This is a genomic window from Pseudomonas sp. AK106, from assembly GCF_053903055.1.
Genome location: NZ_CP096426.1, coordinates 889550 through 904220, shown reverse-complemented (window position 1 = coordinate 904220; position 14671 = coordinate 889550). Strand labels below are relative to the sequence as shown.

Genomic DNA, 14671 nt, shown 5'->3' with positions numbered 1-14671 from the left:
CAACAACGGCGAGCAGCAGAGTCTGGACAAGTCTGAGGTGACGATATGTCTCTACGATACATAGCGCTGATTGGCGCGCTGGCGCTCGCGACCGGCTGCGTGGAAGAAAGAGTGGTGCACGAACGCCGAGTGGTCGACCGACCCGCGCCCCGCGCCGAATATGTCGAAGTCGTCGCCCCGCAAGCGCCGCCCGTGCGCGTCATCGAAGAAGAACCGGCTCCGCGCCCGGGCTATGTCTGGTCCCGCGGCTACTGGCGCTGGAACGGCAACCGCTACGTCGCCGAACACGGCCACTGGGAAGCGGTACGGCCGGGCTATCGCTATCAACATCCGTACTGGGAAAGTCGAGGCGATGGCTGGCATTACCATGTTGGGGTGTGGGTGAACTGACCGTTCTTCGCACATGAAAATGCCCCGCTGAGACGGGGCATTTTTTGATTGGATCACCGATGGTCTGGCTCTGACTCAGTAGATGGCTTACTCCACTTTCTCCTGCACCGACGGATACCTCGACGAGGAATACCTCACCACCAAAATCGAGAACGCCAGCAACAGCACGCCGCCGCAGACATAAATGATCCCCAGATCTGGCGCTTTGTGATGGGACACGTCGCTGATCAGCAAGCGAATCAAAGCGGTCACCCCGATGTAGAGCAAGAAGCGCAGCGGCATGTGGTTGGTCTTGAAATAGATGCCGACCATCGCGCCCAGTTCGAGGTAGATGAACAACAGCAGAATATCGTCCACCGCGATGTAGTCCTGCCCGAGCATGCCGATGAACGCTTTTATAGCGGCGTATGCGGTGACCGCCCCAATACCGAACAGCGCCAGATAGTGAAACGCTTCAACGGCCAGATTACCCAGGCTGTTGGCGCCGCCGTGAAGCTTCGCCCGCATTCGATCTGCCCATCTCACACCAGCCATCCCTCACCTCCCCTGACCAAAACAAAAGTGTTCATAACGAGCGCTGCGATTGAGCGCAGCGGTGGATCTGTCGACGCAGGGCGTTGGCCGCGTTGATGTTCACGATGTACTTCCTTGGGTGATCCGGACGGGATGATGCGCCGCGCGCATGACGATTTGCCCGTGCGCAGCCTGGTTGTAGGCAAGCATTAATAGGGCCATCGGCTAAGGTTGAGAACGTGACCAGATGTCGCAAGGCTGCGCCTGGTAAAAAAAGTGAGCGCTCACCCCCTACCCAAGCCGAGGCGATTCACCTATGCTGCGCACTGTATAAATACACAGTAAAAAGACGGAGCACGCTGTCTTTGCATCATCCGTCGGCCGAAGCGTTGAGCGCCCGGGCTGATCCCTTACAACTCTGGAAATGACGACGAGGCCAACAATGGCTGTTGAAACCCTTTACCGCAGTACCCGTGATTTGGAGACTACGTTCGTGGACCGCAAACTCGCCGATGCCCATGATCAGATGCTGGAACTGGCAGAGCTGCTCACCGATGTGCTGATGAAGAACGTCGCCGGGCTCTCCGAAAAACACGCTGAAGACGCCAGTATTTTCATGGCGAAGAACCGCGCCATCTTCGCTGCCGCTTTCAAGAGCAACGCCCTTGCCCTCAACGAGCTGGCACCCGCGGCGGAGCAGGCTGAGTAATCAGCCCAGCGACTTTGGCTTCAGCCAGTTGAGGCAGATTTGCCACGAAGGCGATTCACTCCATGTCCAGCAGCCGTTCTGCCAGCTCATCCGCCACCCGCGCGGGTGAGCGCTTTTCAGCTTGCGCATGGGCGAACACCTCGGTCAGCCGCGTGCCGATCTGAGACAGATGCGCGGTGATGTTGCCCGGGCTTTGCCCCTGATGATGCAGTGCGACATAGATCAGGCCACCGGAATTGATCACGTAATCCGGGGCATACAGAATGCCGCGGGCTTCCAGTTGGTCGGCGATCGCGGCACAGCTCAGCTGGTTATTGGCGCCACCCGCGACGGCGGCGCAGCGCAACTTGGTGACACTGTGGCTGTTGAGTACGCCGCCCAGCCCGCACGGCGCAAGGATGTCGCAAGGCGTGCTGAGCAACGCTTCGCTGGCAATCGGCTTGGCGCCCAATTGCTCCATGGCGAGCTGCACCTTGCCGCTGTCCAGATCTGCGACCAACAGCTCGGCGCCCGCCCCATGGAGCTGTTCCGCGAGCGCATAACCCACATGCCCCAATCCCTGAATGGCCACGCGCAAACCTTCAAGGTTATCGCTGCCCAGCCTGGCCATGGCCGTGGTCCGAATCCCCGCGTACAAACCCAATGCGGTGTGCGCAGAAGAGTCGCCGACCGCCGTGGTGCCGGTGACATGCTGAGTGGATTGGGCTATGCAGTCCATGTCCTCTCTGGAGGTGCCGCTGTCCATGGCCGTGACATAACGTCCGTCGAGGGTCTGCACGAACCGTCCGAACGCCTCGAACAGGGCAGCGCGATCAGGCACGTGGGCCGGGCGCATGATCACGGCCGTTCCACCGCCCAATGACAATCCGGCGAGCACGGCTTTGTAGCTCATGTTCCTTGCCAGCTGGATGGCGTCCTCGATGGCGCTCTCTTCGTTTGGGTAGGAGAGGTAGCGACAGCCCCCCATCGCCGGACCTTTCTGGCTGCTGTGGATCGCGATCACCGCTTTCAGGCCGGTGCGCGGCTCAACCATCATGTGCAGTGATTGCACGCGTGAGCTTTGCATGAGAGCGAACATGGGCACTGCTCCCCTTTTTCGTACTGGCGAGTATAGGCGCTGAATGAAAAAAAGAAGGTCGGGCCGAGCGGATCCGGACGACAGACTGCCGTTGGCCACGCGCGATGAATCAACGCTGGACGAAGGCAGCGGCCAAGGCTAAAACAGAGTCATCCTTTAATTCTTCTCAGCCGTCTTATCCTGCCGGAGAAGTCGATGAATCCGCGCCAGCAATGCATTGCCTGTCTAGAACGGAACCCGCCCTCCACATTCGACGCTGCGGTATGGATCGCTGCGGAGCACGACGGGGAGGTTGATGTTCAGGTTATTCGCGATCAGCTCGCCGCGCTGGAGCGCAGTGTCAGTGCGGCATTACCTTTATTGCCGGTCGCCGAGCTTGCCCAGCCCTTGCTTCGGCAACTGGCGACGCTGGGGTTCCAGCAAGACGATGCCGCTCAGCCCAAACCCCAGGCTGCCTTGATTCACAAAGTGCTTGAACGTCATCGCGGCCAGCCGCTGGGGCTGGCGCTGGTTGCGCTGGAGATAGCGAAGCGACTGGAGATTCCCCTCGAAGGCGTGAACTTCCCGGGGCATTTTCTGCTGCGGGTGCCCGGCGCCGACCATACCCTGGACCCTTGCGGCGGACGCAGGCTCTACCCCAAGGACTGCCGTGAGTTGCTCCTGCGTCAGTTCGGCGCGGACATGCCGCTCAAGGCTGAGCACATGAAAACCGCGACGCCTGCAGCCATGCTTCAACGCCTCTCGCGAAACCTGCGCTATCTGCATCAGTTAAACGATGATTTGCTCGCGGCACTTAAAGACGCAACCCGCGTGATGGAACTGGGCCAGGCCAGCACCAGCGATTACCTCGCCCGTGCCAGCCTGTACCAGCATCTGGACTGCCCCCAGGCCGAACGTTTCGACCTGGAGCATGCGTTGATGTTGAGTGATGACCCGCTGCAGAAGTTGCGCCTGACGCAGCGTTTGCAGTCTCTGCCGAGTGGGCGCGCCATCCATTAAACGGTCTGGGCTGCCAGTTTTTTTACCGCCCACTGACCGACTTTGATAACCAGTGCCTGATCATGAGTCAGGACTGTCTTGACGCCGGTGCCTCCCAGTATTGATCCAAAGACAGCAGATCCAAAAAACCAGGACGCGGTCGCGCGGTCTCCGTCGTGATAGGCGAGCATGCCTCGTTGTATATCAATGGCGGTGTGAAGCACTGTCCATGCAAGCGCTCCACCGGGAAACGGCATCAGCAGCGCGGAGCCGAGTAACCTTACAACCGAATAAACCTTCTCGACCCAGCGCTCCGTCCGGCTTTTGGTCTGAGCATCGACATCGGCAATGATGCGACTGATTTGCTCGTTGTAAAGATCATGGATGTCAGTGATTCGATCGGTATTCTGGTACTCCCTGTTTTCAACGCGGACCCACTGCACCGGGAGATTGCGGTCCATGGCGTCGAAACGAGACCCCACACTCGGCTGTCCTTTGTAGGGAACACGAAGGTAGTAATAGTGGCGCATGGCAGGCGAGCGCATAAGTTGCACGTAGTCGGTCACCTTTCGGAAGCTGACGCCATCGGGAGCATCAGGGGTATATAACAGATTGAAGTCGCCATCCGAGGAGCTGAAATCCCGGAGCATATAAACGCCTTGAACGATGTAACCGGCAAAGCGGAACATTGAAGCGCTGCTGCGGCTGATACGGCGTTGCAGCCCCTCGTTTTTGTCGAGCACCTGCTTATCCAGCGAAACAATCAATGGCACCAACCATTGATATTGCGCAGTGGATAAATTGCCTTTCAAAAATTCTCGCATCGCCGCTGAGCGCATATCGAACTGCAGACGCCTGCCAAATAACGCCCTGCGATAGCGATACTGCTCGTGAGAGGTGTCCAGGAACTCTCTCCTGATCCACTGGATGTAACGCTCACCCAACGCCGCTTCCCGCAACGATTTGTCCACTCGTTGGACGAAGTACAAGGGCAGCGCCCTGAGGTCCTGCCCTACCGAGGAGTACATCGGCGCCGCAGGAGTAAAAGCGTACTGGTCGGAAAACCCTTCCATGAACAGGCTGGTCAGGGACCTCAACCGCGTGTACGCACTGAAGTCCGGATTCGCGACGTACGCAGCGTTCTCCAGATCCACGAAGATCGTATCGGTATCGACGCGCTCGTTGATGCCTTGGCTGGCAATGTAATCATTGAGCAGCTTGCTGCCTTCGCTCCTGGCGAATTGCTCGAAAGACACCATCGCCTGCGTTGTGTGCACAAACGCCTTGTTCAGTTCGCTGACCCGATGATCAAGCAATGCAAGGGCGCCACGGTTCGCATAAGCAGTTTCCATGGTGAACCCCAACAAATCAGCATCATCCCGAGTCAGCGTCCGGTCGACCTTATGACGAATTGCATCTGAGAGACGATCTTCGAAGTTGTCCCCTTCCAGCTCATGGAAAACGACACTGGAGTCACCCCACAACGTGCCCTTGAGACGAACTTTTTCCAGAAAATCGGAATGGTCAGCCTCGGCGGTTAAAGCCGTCTGGTCTTGCACATAATTGCCGCCCGCATCGGTCGCCAGCCAGCTGCCGACTTCGAAGGACAACTGGCGCCACGAGCTGAACCCGAACATATCCTGGCCGCCTGGCGCACCGGGTGCGTAAAGAACGTAATGATCGTCGCCTGCCGCATCCTGCTTACGGAACACCAGCAGATCTTTGAAGCGCATGCCGTTGACAGCCAGTTTCAGGCTGCCCAGCGTCATCACTGCACCGTCTTGAATAATGTCGGCGCGCACCAGATGGATGAGGTCCTGGCTTCGGTCGTCCATCAGATGGCCTTGCAGCACAGCAGCCCAAGCACTCAGCGCCAACGCGGCGTCTCGCCTGTGGGTCAGGGCTCGCAAGGTCTCTTCATGGGTAAACTGCGCCCTGAGCTGCTGCAGGTAACGGCGCTGCACATCCAGCTCATCAAGCATTGTTTTCACAAACTCGAATGTAAACGCAGGATTCGAATACGCAACAGGGACCATCACCTTGCCGGGACCTGAAACTGCCGGCAGGCCATGCATCGCGAAATCAAGCAGCGACTTGCGGTGGTTCGCCGAAAAAATGCCGCCCTGAAGGTCGAACTCATCCGGCACGCTGATCATTATTTGCTGCGCGTCGATCGAATAGCCCAGATGCCTGCGCACATAGCGATCAATCTCATGACGGGCAAATACTTCCAACGATTCCAGCCCCTCAAACAGCGCATCAACTGCACGCTTGCGTTCGCTGAATTGGTTATTGAGGTTCGCATAGTGCTCGCGCTTCTCGGGGGCCGCGTATTTAAGCCATTGAGGCTGAGTGAGATCCTCGGCACGAATGGAAAGGCTCCTGAATCGGTGCCCCATCCCTTCATCAATATGAGCACACACCTGCACTTCACTGACTTTTTTCAAAAAGGTGTGATTGCCCTCGCTGTTCGCTCTGGCCTGTTGCACCAGAAACTCGAAGTCCATGGCCTGCTTGTTACGAAGTCCCTGAACATGGCAGTGCAGCAGTGGCTCGATACAAGGCTCGTATTCAAGATCGTCGTTGCCGAATACATGATTTTCGGGCAATCCCGCAAGATCCGATAAATAAAGGTTTTTCAGCAACGGCTCCTTACCCGATGGCCAGGACAGTCGCCGAGCCAGCTGGCTGTTGAGCTCAGAAAAAGACTCATACCGCTCAACTCCGCCTGCGGCCATGACCAGATAACAGGGTCCGGAGGCGTGGCGGACATCGACCGCCTGTTCATCCCGCGCGACCGCGAAGACCGAGAGCAGCGGTGCTGTCATTTCGCGCGACAGACGCAGGGATATCTTGAAAAGCCCGCCAGTGGGTTGGTGACTCAATGCATGCAGCAGGCGTGTTTTTTCCTCGTCGTTGAGTCGCTGCTCAATAACCTGAAACTCAATGTCGTGCTTGAGCGCCGAATGATGATGCGCACTGACGATTTCGTGGCGCGCCGCACTTTTGCCGCCCGCCGGGGAATGCTCACGGCTGTCCCATGCCCAGCCAAGCGCCGCGTGATAAGCCCCGGGAAACATCGCCAGCACTTGGCCAAAAATACTTTTGATCGTGGAGAAATCTTTTTCTGCCACCAGGTGCTGCACCTCGGTGCTGTCGTGGCGGTAATACAGGCGCTGGGAATCTTGATCGAAGGCGCTGGCCCCTTGCGTCATTGCCTGAATCAGGGCATCAGTAAGTGAACGCGAACTTTGCACCGCTCCGGACACGGACGCGGTGTTCAGAAAAATAATGTCCGGGTTCCACACTGATACATTCCCGCGCAGAAAGCTTGAAAGACGGTCAAAAGCGACATCACGAAGCGAGGGGAGCTTGTCCAGTACCGAGGTGCATTGCGAGCACGCCGTGGTAAAGGCGAGAAAGTGCCGGGTGGTGGCGTGCTGCTGAAGCGCACCTTGGTTATTGAAGGGAATTGCAGCAGATAAATCATTCATGGATACAGCTCCGATAAAGAACCGTCACGCCCACCGGCATCCGGCCAATGGGTACAACGTGAGCGGTTCGAGCGGGCTATTGTCCGACGTTTGCTCAGCTTGGTAAGCGGTACATATTGCTTGGCTCATGAGGCTGGACGGACGCAGTTCGCAGGAAATGAACACCGTACTCGACTGACTGGAGTCTTCTCCTACTGTTGAGATGTCAGAGTGCACGGCGGAAATCCAGCCGTCTGCGGCCCCCGAAAACATCGATGGGCGCATTCAAAGTTGAGGGTTTGAAGTCTGATGAATGACTGATTTTTCTTAATGGCTGAAGCAGTCACTCAACGCTGTATTGTTAGCGCCTGAATCAACGTTTGGTTTGCGCTGCTGCGATTGCTGATGGGCTTGCCTCAGTCAAGAGCGCCAATCGAGTGATAGTACTGGGCCAGGCCAGCACCAGCGATTACCTCGCCCGTGCCAGCCTGTACCAGCATCTGGAATGCCCGCAGGCCGAACGGTTCGACCTGGAGCATGCATTGATGTCGAGTGATGACCCGGTTCAACGGGTGCGACTCACTCAACGTCTGGTTCAGCTCCCCGGAATGGGTGCGCTGCATTGATCATCGGAACTGCGGCAGCCCAACCGACGATGGCTTTGACGTCTTGCCCAGGCGCTTCAATTTCTCCGCCTTACGGATCTTGCGGACTTGCTTGGCGGTTTTGTAGGCGCCCTTCGCAGCATCGATGAAGTAGCGTTTCGCGCGTTCATGGTTGCCGTCCTGGTAGGCGTAAATGCCCCGAAACAGATCGACCGTCGCGTGCAGGGCTGTCCACACCGCTTTGGTTTTCGGGTTCAGATTTGCAACATAGCCGCCGTATTTGCGAACAAAGTTGTACGTCTTGAGCAAGCGCCGCTCGTTGACACTCTCGGTCTGAGCATCAATGTCCACCATCAAGTGGGTAACGATGAAGTCGTGCAGATCTTCGAAGTTCCTGACCGACGGCACTGAGTGAGCGACCTTGTAGAATGTGTTCCCCACCATGGGCGACTGTTCAAGTTTTTGCAGCAATGGGCCGATGGTGCCCTGAGCCCTGAAGTTCGCGCGGTCGTAGTAATACCGGTTCATGCCAGGGCGCGACACCGAGCGAACAATGTCGTCCTCCTGACGAAACAGATGACCGTCAGGCGCGTCAGGCGTGTAGGCCAGCGTCCCAAAGCGGGCGTGGGTGGCGTCCGGTTTGAAGAGGTAGATATCGACAAGTGTCTTGTGCTCCATCACCAACCGATGAAACGTTCCCGGAGTCTCCACCGTATTCCCGACAATGCTGCCATCCAGCCCTGCAATCATCCGTACGAGCCAGTTGTACTGATCGAGCGCAAGGCGCCCGGCGACATATTCGTCCAGCGCGTCACGGCGCATCTGGTAATGAGTCTTGCGGGAGAACAAGGCGACGATCGTCTTGGGCGGGGAATTGGAAATGCTCCAGGTATGTCGGCGCAGCTGCGTCAGGTACTCATCCGCGTAATTTGAGCCGCGGATCATGCTGTCAACGATTGCGCCGGAAAGTGCGGAAAGGTCCTGGCCGATGGATGAGTGCAACGTGGCGGCGGGGTGAAAGGCGTACTCTTCCTCCGAGTAACCCACCATGAACAGATCTGTCAGGCACTTGAGCGTGGTATAGCGGCCAAAATCGGGCTGACCCTCAGCCGTTGCGTTCTCCAGATCGCAGAACACGGTATCCGGGTCGATACTTCCCGGTATGCCGGAGGCCCTCAAGTGCGCAGTGATCAAGCGTTCGCATTCACGCCGGGCCGCTTCACGCCAAGGCGTGATGCCGAATTTGTCGTAAGCGGCATTCAGTGCCTCAATCCGGTGGTCCAGCAACACCTGCGCGGTCCGCTGCTGATCGGTAACGTGCTGCATCCGCGCACTGGACACACTCGGATCCCGCGCCAGAATTTGCTCGATCTTGTAATAACTCAGGCCCGACAGTGCGTCCGTAAGGAAGGAGCCATTGATGGAGATGAACTGCACGCTGTCGGCAGTCCACTCCGAGGGCACCAACTGAACTCTCGCGATATAAGGGACGACGTGATGATCCGGGTTGACGACCGTTTGATCCAGCAAGTACTGCGCGCCCTGTGGGGTCGCCAGCCAACTGCGGATTTCAAACGACAATTCACGCCAGGTGGAGAAATCGAACAGATCGCGGCCGCTCGGGTGGCCGGGCGCATAAAGCACATAGAATTCATCCTTGCCGCGGATCTCACGCAGAACAACCACATCCTCGAGCCTCCGGTTGCCGCCCTTGAGGTACAAGGCTCCGATTTTCAACGTGCTGTCTCTGCCTAGATTGGCCTGCACGCGCTCAATCAGCGCCTGGCCACGTTCCGACAGCTGCCCTTGCAGCGTTGCCGCACAGGCACTCAATGCGATATCGCTCGCGCGCAAGGCACTCAGGGCTTTCAGGGTGTCCTGCTCGCGGTAGCGACGCTCCAACTCGAGCCCGTAGCGGCGCTTCAAATCGAGGTCTCGCACCAAGCGGCAGACAAAATCGAAATTCAGGCGTAGATGGGAGTACGCGGGGTCAATCTCAATACTCGGCCCCAGGCGAAGCTCGACCTCGGGCATGCCTTCGAGGGCAAATCCAAGCAATGTATTGGTGTAAACGCTTCTCAGCGGCGCATCAGCGAAGGACATTTCATCCGGTAGATTGATCCTCAGGCTGGAAGGATCGAACGTATAGCCCAGGTGCTTCATGAGGTAGGCGGCGATTTCTCGACGCGCATGGATTTCAGCCGTTTCGGTGCCAACCAGTTGCGCCTGCACACGCTCTTCACAACGCGCCTGCTCTTGCGCGAGCGCGTCATAGCGCTGACGGTCAGCAGCAGGGGCGGACATGAGCCAATCCGGCAGGCTGCGCTCCTGCACGAATGCCAGCAGCGCCAGATAGCGAACATTCAGGGCCTGCTCCAGATCATCCAGGCGGCTGACGTCGTCGAACATCCGCAGCAGTGCCTGCGAGTCGCCACTGCTCAGCGATGCCTGGGCACTGAGGTGATCGAAGTCATTGATCTGTTTCTCTTGCAAGCTCGCGATAAAGCGCGCAGCGGGCGTATCGTTTAGCGGCGAGTAACTCAGCTGCACCGAGCCCGGGGCGGCCTCGGCGATCAGCAACTGGTGTTCGAGCGAGAGGTAACCCGCCAAGAGTTCGCGTGAGTCCTCTTCGCCAAGGCGGTGATACAGAGAAGCCTCCATCGCCCCAAGCGTAGCGAACTTTTCCACCCCGCCCGCAGGGGTCATGAGGAACACGGGTGAGCTGTTTCCATCGGCAGCCAGGGACGAGCTGTCGGTATTTTCAGCGGTTGCCACAAAAGCGCCGATCAGCGGGAGCGCAGCGCCTTCCGATGTGCGCAACGACAAGGCATAACGACCTTTGCAATCGACATCGTCAACCACCTGTCGCAGCCGAGTCCGGTCCGCCCCGTCCAGCTCACGTTCGCCGACGGCCAACTGGATGGCATGGTGGAAAACCCAGGACTGCAGCTTCTCCAGCACAACATCGCGCGTACCCGTCACAGCGTCCTCGCCGGGAATGGGCGTGAAGGTCTGCTCCTCGAAGGTCCAGTACTCGTCGAGACTGAACTTGAAGAAACCCGGCAGCTTGCTCAGCAGGCTCGGAAACAGCGTCCTGATGGCTTCGATGTCCCAGCCCGGCAAGGCGTGAGCAGGATGAGCAGAGTCTCGACGGGTGGACACCACGGCCTGTTTATCGTCGAGGTACGCGCGGTCCCCGATAAAGGCGTGCAGCAGCGCCTGAGTCAGCGCAAGCGGCTGCGGATCAAACCCGGCCGTGTTTTTCCTGTGAATGAACAGCGCGTCAGGGTTTGGAAACCGGGTGCTTCGAGCAAGGGCGTCGACCAGCATCTGCCTCGCTGCCTCCTGCAAGGTGGGGGCTTGGCGCAGTTGCTCGACGATCGACGCCGACAGCTCGCCTTCGCTTTTTGCATGATCGAGCAGGGAGCCCGCATTCTGGCGGGCACTGTTTTCAACAGAACGATAAGTCATCTTTACAGCTCCAGGATAACCATCCACGCCACCCAGGCATCCAGCCAAAGTGTGAAAAACGTGAACAGTCCAAATGAGCCGTCATCTAACCCGCTGAGTCGCAGAACGATGGAATAACTATTGATTGAGATGAGCGGCAGGCGCCGACCCGTTGTGCAGGAAATAAAGTTGAACATCGCCTGTTTGTGGTGCCGTCCTACTGTTGCTGCGGCGGTAACACTGCTTGTCACAAAATGCGCTTTTTCGCTTACAGCAAACCCCTTAACCTTCGCGCCATCCGAGCAGCCCCTCACCCTCTGCCAACCGTGGCAAAGGAAGGGGGTGCTCAATCGTCGTTACCGACGTTGTGTTTTGAAGCTCCTGGATTCAACGTCTTATTTGGCCGCTGCGATTGCAGCGGCTTTTTTTTGTGGGACCAAATGACGATTTCCGAGAGTCCTTATGACCACCGTGGGTCCAACCTTCACTCTCAAAAACAAGCTCAGAAAAATCCCACAGCATGTCTAGCGACATTCCTACGCAACGTTCTGTTTAAACATTAGTCATCGGCGAGGTGGAGACACCACGCGACGATACCCAACAAAAAATGGCTAATGGAGCTCTAATATGTTCAAGAAAAAAATGACCTCACTGATTCTGGTGGCAAGCCTGGTGTCGCTTGCTGGTGCAACTGCTGCGCAACCTATTGCAAGCACGATGAATTTCTGCACGAAAGTTTCGGGCGCTATACCGGCCGGCACCGTAAACCCAGGTGAGCAACAGGTGATCTATGGTCCGTACACGGTCACATGCGGGACGACTTCCCATCACTTCAATGTGACCGGCGCTTCAGGACAAGTTCCTGTGTTCGTCCAACAGCTTCAAGGTGGCAGTTGGTCTTCGGTGACTGGTAAAACGTACGACCCATCAGGCTTGTTCGGCGCTGGCACATTTCGACTGGTAATCGATAACGTACAAAGTCCTGTGCCGACCAGTTACTCAGGGAGTTACGTCGTCCCCATGTAACAGCTGAAAGCTTGGGGCACTCTAGTGGTGCCCCACGCCCGAACTCATATCCTCAGGCGCGAATATTCACCAATGAACGCTCGCGAGGTCGCTTAGCATGCTCATCCAGCGCCATCAGCACAGAAACCGCGGTGTTCAAATCCACCACGGCGCCTTTTGCCATCTCATTGCCTTGCTTGATAGCGCCCTGCAGTCGAACAAAGTGGTCGGTAAAAAATTCGTACGCATTGACCTCCTTGTCGATATTGATTTCTTTTCCCAGCGCATCGAACTCGACATTGATGCCGCCCAGAGTGCCAATAAGGTCTCCATCAATAATTCCTTGCTCGGCCAGTAGAGCGCCGATATCCCTCAACTGCCGGTTACTGGTCTTACGCGGATCAAATCCAGCCAGATTGATGTTCAAGCCCTCCAGCTTTTTAACATCAGGAATGCTCTTGTCCGCCCAGTACTGACGTACTTTCTGCTTCACCGCTTCCTCTTGAGGGTTGAGGCCGGAGCGCACGTTAAATTGCTTGTCCGGGACAGCGCTGTATACCCTCAGCCGCTCTTGCACCTTACTCAAATTGCCAATCATAAAACCTCCTGAAAATCGGTTGATCCTCAGGCATGTCGGGCGACTGGGGGCGGGGTTTAGGCTGAAAAAGTGAAGACGGAATCATTGCCTCATTCAGAGACCGTTCCTACGTCGCGGCAAATAACCTTCCTACAAAAACGGCCAGTTCGATCGCCGAACTGGCCGCTTATTGATCAAAGCCTGATCAGGCAAATCTCTGCAGATTGGCCATCATTTCCTTGAGCGCTTCGACGTTGTCAGCAGGATGCACCGCATCGCTGAAGTCACTGATGGTTTGCCATTGCGCCGCGACGTCTTCCGGCGAAAAGCCTGCGTGCGGGTCGAATCCGGCGCCCAGGCTGCGCTCCCAGCGGACCTTGCCGATCCAGCCGCCGCCTACTTCATACAGGCCGGCGCTGTCCTGACACTGCTCGCTGCCCAGGTACACCACGAGTGGGCTGACCAGTTCAGGCTTGAGCAGCTCGAACACGCTGGCGGGGATCAGGCCTTCAGTCATGCGTGTGCCGCCGGTGGGGGCGATGGCGTTGACGAGGATGTTGTTCTTGCGCCCTTCAACCGCGAGCGTGCGCGTCAAACCATATAGACCGAGTTTGGCCATGCCGTAGTTGGCCTGACCGAAGTTGCCGTAAATGCCGGAAGTGGACGAGGTGAAGATGATGCGGCCGTAGCCCTGATCCCGGAGATGGGGCCACGCTGCGCGGGTGACTTTGTAGGCGCCTTCGACGTGGACGCGGTAAACCAGGTCCCAGTCGGCGTCTTCCATTTTGGCGAAGCTTTTGTCGCGCAGAATGCCGGCGTTGTTGACCACGACGTCGACGCGGCCGAAGGCATCCAGAGCGTTCTGGACGATCTTGTCGCCGTCGGTGACCGAATCATGATTGGCAACCGCTTCGCCGCCCGCTTCACGGATTTCCGCGACCACCCGATCCGCCGCCGAGGCATTGGCCCCTTCGCCATGGGCCGAACCGCCGAGGTCGTTGACGATCACCCGCGCGCCGTGTTTCGCGAACAACAATGCGTGGGCTCTACCCAACCCGCCGCCCGCACCGGTGACGATTACCACTTTGTCTTCGAAACGTACGGACTCGCTCATGCTGCTCTCCCCGATGATGAAGCCGGCGCTGCGCCCACGGCCCCTGACTCATCAGGAGCCATGAAGGGCAGCAGACGCGGGCGTGATGGTCATCGAGTGTCAACGACTCGGCGCCGGGTCACAATCAACAGGGGACACGCTGAATGGTGGTCGATAACGCCGGGGGATGGCTCTGTCATGCCTCGTCAGAGACGGGGCATGGGCGCGCCATTCAGCTATTCAGCTATTCAGCTATTCAGCTATTCAGCTATCAAGCCGGCCAATGAACTCCGCCAGCCACGGCTCGGCATCGCTTTCCGGGGTCACGGTTTCGCTGGCATCGAGTCGCAGCATTTCCTGCACCTCGCGGATCCCCAGTTCGCCGAACAGCTCGCGCATCAATTCGCCGCCCGCACAAAACGTGTCGCCATAACTCGCGTCGCCCAGGGCGATGACGCCGCCAGGCAGCCCGCGCCATCCAGCAGGCAGTACGTCACGGATCTGGTGATAGAGCGGCTGAATGTTGTCCGGCAGCTCGCCCATTCCGGTGGTGGAGCTCACTGCCAGCAGAGCCTGGGGTGCAAAGGCCTGCAGATCGGCAAGGGCAGCGCGCGGATTGAACAGCACCTCGTGCCCTGCATCCTTGATGATCTGTTGGGCGTGGCGAGCGACCTCTTCAGCCGAGCCATACACCGAGCCCGCAATAATCGCGACTTTCATGGGTTAATCCTGTGACGGGTAAAATCGTGCGGCATTATGCCCCAGCGCGCCGCGATGTCATGGTCTCCCGCTTGTTGATG

The 14671-nt window shown here is 57.8% G+C and carries 12 protein-coding genes and 1 pseudogene; 5 read left to right on the top strand and 8 right to left on the bottom strand.

The window, feature by feature from the left end; all coding sequences use genetic code 11:
• The first annotated feature begins 45 nt into the window (after nucleotides 1–45).
• Nucleotides 46–390: a YXWGXW repeat-containing protein gene (locus tag M1E04_RS04095; protein WP_074884139.1), complete on the top strand. Its 345-nt coding sequence runs from the start codon at nucleotides 46–48 to the stop codon at nucleotides 388–390.
• Between the two features lie 87 nt (nucleotides 391–477).
• Here the strand turns inward: M1E04_RS04095 and M1E04_RS04090 are convergent, their stop codons facing one another.
• Entirely contained in the window at nucleotides 478–897 is a 420-nt protein-coding gene (locus M1E04_RS04090) for a phosphate-starvation-inducible protein PsiE (RefSeq protein WP_410928410.1), read from the bottom strand.
• A 448-nt stretch (nucleotides 898–1345) separates the two neighbouring features.
• On the opposite strand from M1E04_RS04090, the gene M1E04_RS04085 reads away from it, so the two are divergent.
• Nucleotides 1346–1612, top strand: coding sequence for a YebG family protein (locus tag M1E04_RS04085; protein WP_192132622.1), 267 nt, complete (start codon nucleotides 1346–1348; stop codon nucleotides 1610–1612).
• 55 nt (nucleotides 1613–1667) lie between these two features.
• On the opposite strand, the gene M1E04_RS04080 is transcribed toward M1E04_RS04085, so the two are convergent.
• Nucleotides 1668–2690, bottom strand: coding sequence for a Glu/Leu/Phe/Val dehydrogenase family protein (locus tag M1E04_RS04080; RefSeq protein WP_065991883.1), 1023 nt, complete (start codon nucleotides 2688–2690; stop codon nucleotides 1668–1670).
• A 195-nt stretch (nucleotides 2691–2885) separates the two neighbouring features.
• On the opposite strand from M1E04_RS04080, the gene M1E04_RS04075 reads away from it, so the two are divergent.
• Nucleotides 2886–3689 (top strand): SirB1 family protein, encoded by an 804-nt coding sequence (locus M1E04_RS04075; RefSeq protein ID WP_456292437.1) that lies wholly within the window; start codon nucleotides 2886–2888, stop codon nucleotides 3687–3689.
• Here the strand turns inward: M1E04_RS04075 and M1E04_RS04070 are convergent.
• A complete protein-coding gene (locus tag M1E04_RS04070; protein ID WP_456292436.1) occupies nucleotides 3686–7162 on the bottom strand; it encodes a dermonecrotic toxin domain-containing protein in 3477 nt (1158 codons plus the stop codon). The two genes, M1E04_RS04075 and M1E04_RS04070, sit on opposite strands and share 4 nt — an antisense overlap.
• 383 nt (nucleotides 7163–7545) lie before the next feature.
• Between M1E04_RS04070 and M1E04_RS04065 the strand changes: the two are divergent.
• Nucleotides 7546–7767, top strand: a pseudogene (locus M1E04_RS04065) (hypothetical protein); the annotation flags it as partial.
• Here M1E04_RS04065 and M1E04_RS04060 read toward each other — a convergent pair.
• Complete coding sequence (locus tag M1E04_RS04060; protein WP_456292435.1) at nucleotides 7768–11217, bottom strand: dermonecrotic toxin domain-containing protein; 3450 nt, start codon at nucleotides 11215–11217, stop codon at nucleotides 7768–7770.
• A 2-nt stretch (nucleotides 11218–11219) separates the two neighbouring features.
• On the bottom strand, nucleotides 11220–11546 hold the full coding sequence (locus tag M1E04_RS04055; RefSeq protein WP_206758796.1) for a hypothetical protein: 327 nt from the start codon (nucleotides 11544–11546) through the stop codon (nucleotides 11220–11222).
• A 277-nt stretch (nucleotides 11547–11823) separates the two neighbouring features.
• On the opposite strand from M1E04_RS04055, the gene M1E04_RS04050 reads away from it, so the two are divergent.
• Nucleotides 11824–12222 (top strand): hypothetical protein, encoded by a 399-nt coding sequence (locus tag M1E04_RS04050; protein WP_192132610.1) that lies wholly within the window; start codon nucleotides 11824–11826, stop codon nucleotides 12220–12222.
• Between the two features lie 52 nt (nucleotides 12223–12274).
• On the opposite strand, the gene M1E04_RS04045 is transcribed toward M1E04_RS04050, so the two are convergent.
• From M1E04_RS04045 to M1E04_RS04035, 3 genes are all read right to left on the bottom strand, one after another.
• The gene (locus tag M1E04_RS04045) at nucleotides 12275–12799 is read right to left on the bottom strand and encodes a hypothetical protein (RefSeq protein ID WP_192132608.1); all 525 of its coding nucleotides are present in this window, start codon (nucleotides 12797–12799) and stop codon (nucleotides 12275–12277) included.
• Between the two features lie 184 nt (nucleotides 12800–12983).
• The gene (locus tag M1E04_RS04040) at nucleotides 12984–13892 is read right to left on the bottom strand and encodes an SDR family oxidoreductase (RefSeq protein ID WP_065991873.1); all 909 of its coding nucleotides are present in this window, start codon (nucleotides 13890–13892) and stop codon (nucleotides 12984–12986) included.
• A 243-nt stretch (nucleotides 13893–14135) separates the two neighbouring features.
• Complete coding sequence (locus M1E04_RS04035; protein ID WP_192132606.1) at nucleotides 14136–14591, bottom strand: flavodoxin; 456 nt, start codon at nucleotides 14589–14591, stop codon at nucleotides 14136–14138.
• Between the last annotated feature and the right edge of the window lie 80 nt (nucleotides 14592–14671).

Coding starts and splice junctions, on each gene's coding strand:
- M1E04_RS04075 (WP_456292437.1), top strand. CDS start 2,886: ATGAATCCGCGCCAGCAATGCATTGCCTGTCTAGAACGGAACCCGCCC.
- M1E04_RS04050 (WP_192132610.1), top strand. CDS start 11,824: ATGTTCAAGAAAAAAATGACCTCACTGATTCTGGTGGCAAGCCTGGTG.
- M1E04_RS04035 (WP_192132606.1), bottom strand. CDS start 14,591: ATGAAAGTCGCGATTATTGCGGGCTCGGTGTATGGCTCGGCTGAAGAG.
- M1E04_RS04070 (WP_456292436.1), bottom strand. CDS start 7,162: ATGAATGATTTATCTGCTGCAATTCCCTTCAATAACCAAGGTGCGCTT.
- M1E04_RS04090 (WP_410928410.1), bottom strand. CDS start 897: ATGCGGGCGAAGCTTCACGGCGGCGCCAACAGCCTGGGTAATCTGGCC.
- M1E04_RS04095 (WP_074884139.1), top strand. CDS start 46: ATGTCTCTACGATACATAGCGCTGATTGGCGCGCTGGCGCTCGCGACC.
- M1E04_RS04080 (WP_065991883.1), bottom strand. CDS start 2,690: ATGTTCGCTCTCATGCAAAGCTCACGCGTGCAATCACTGCACATGATG.
- M1E04_RS04060 (WP_456292435.1), bottom strand. CDS start 11,217: ATGACTTATCGTTCTGTTGAAAACAGTGCCCGCCAGAATGCGGGCTCC.
- M1E04_RS04085 (WP_192132622.1), top strand. CDS start 1,346: ATGGCTGTTGAAACCCTTTACCGCAGTACCCGTGATTTGGAGACTACG.
- M1E04_RS04040 (WP_065991873.1), bottom strand. CDS start 13,892: ATGAGCGAGTCCGTACGTTTCGAAGACAAAGTGGTAATCGTCACCGGT.
- M1E04_RS04045 (WP_192132608.1), bottom strand. CDS start 12,799: ATGATTGGCAATTTGAGTAAGGTGCAAGAGCGGCTGAGGGTATACAGC.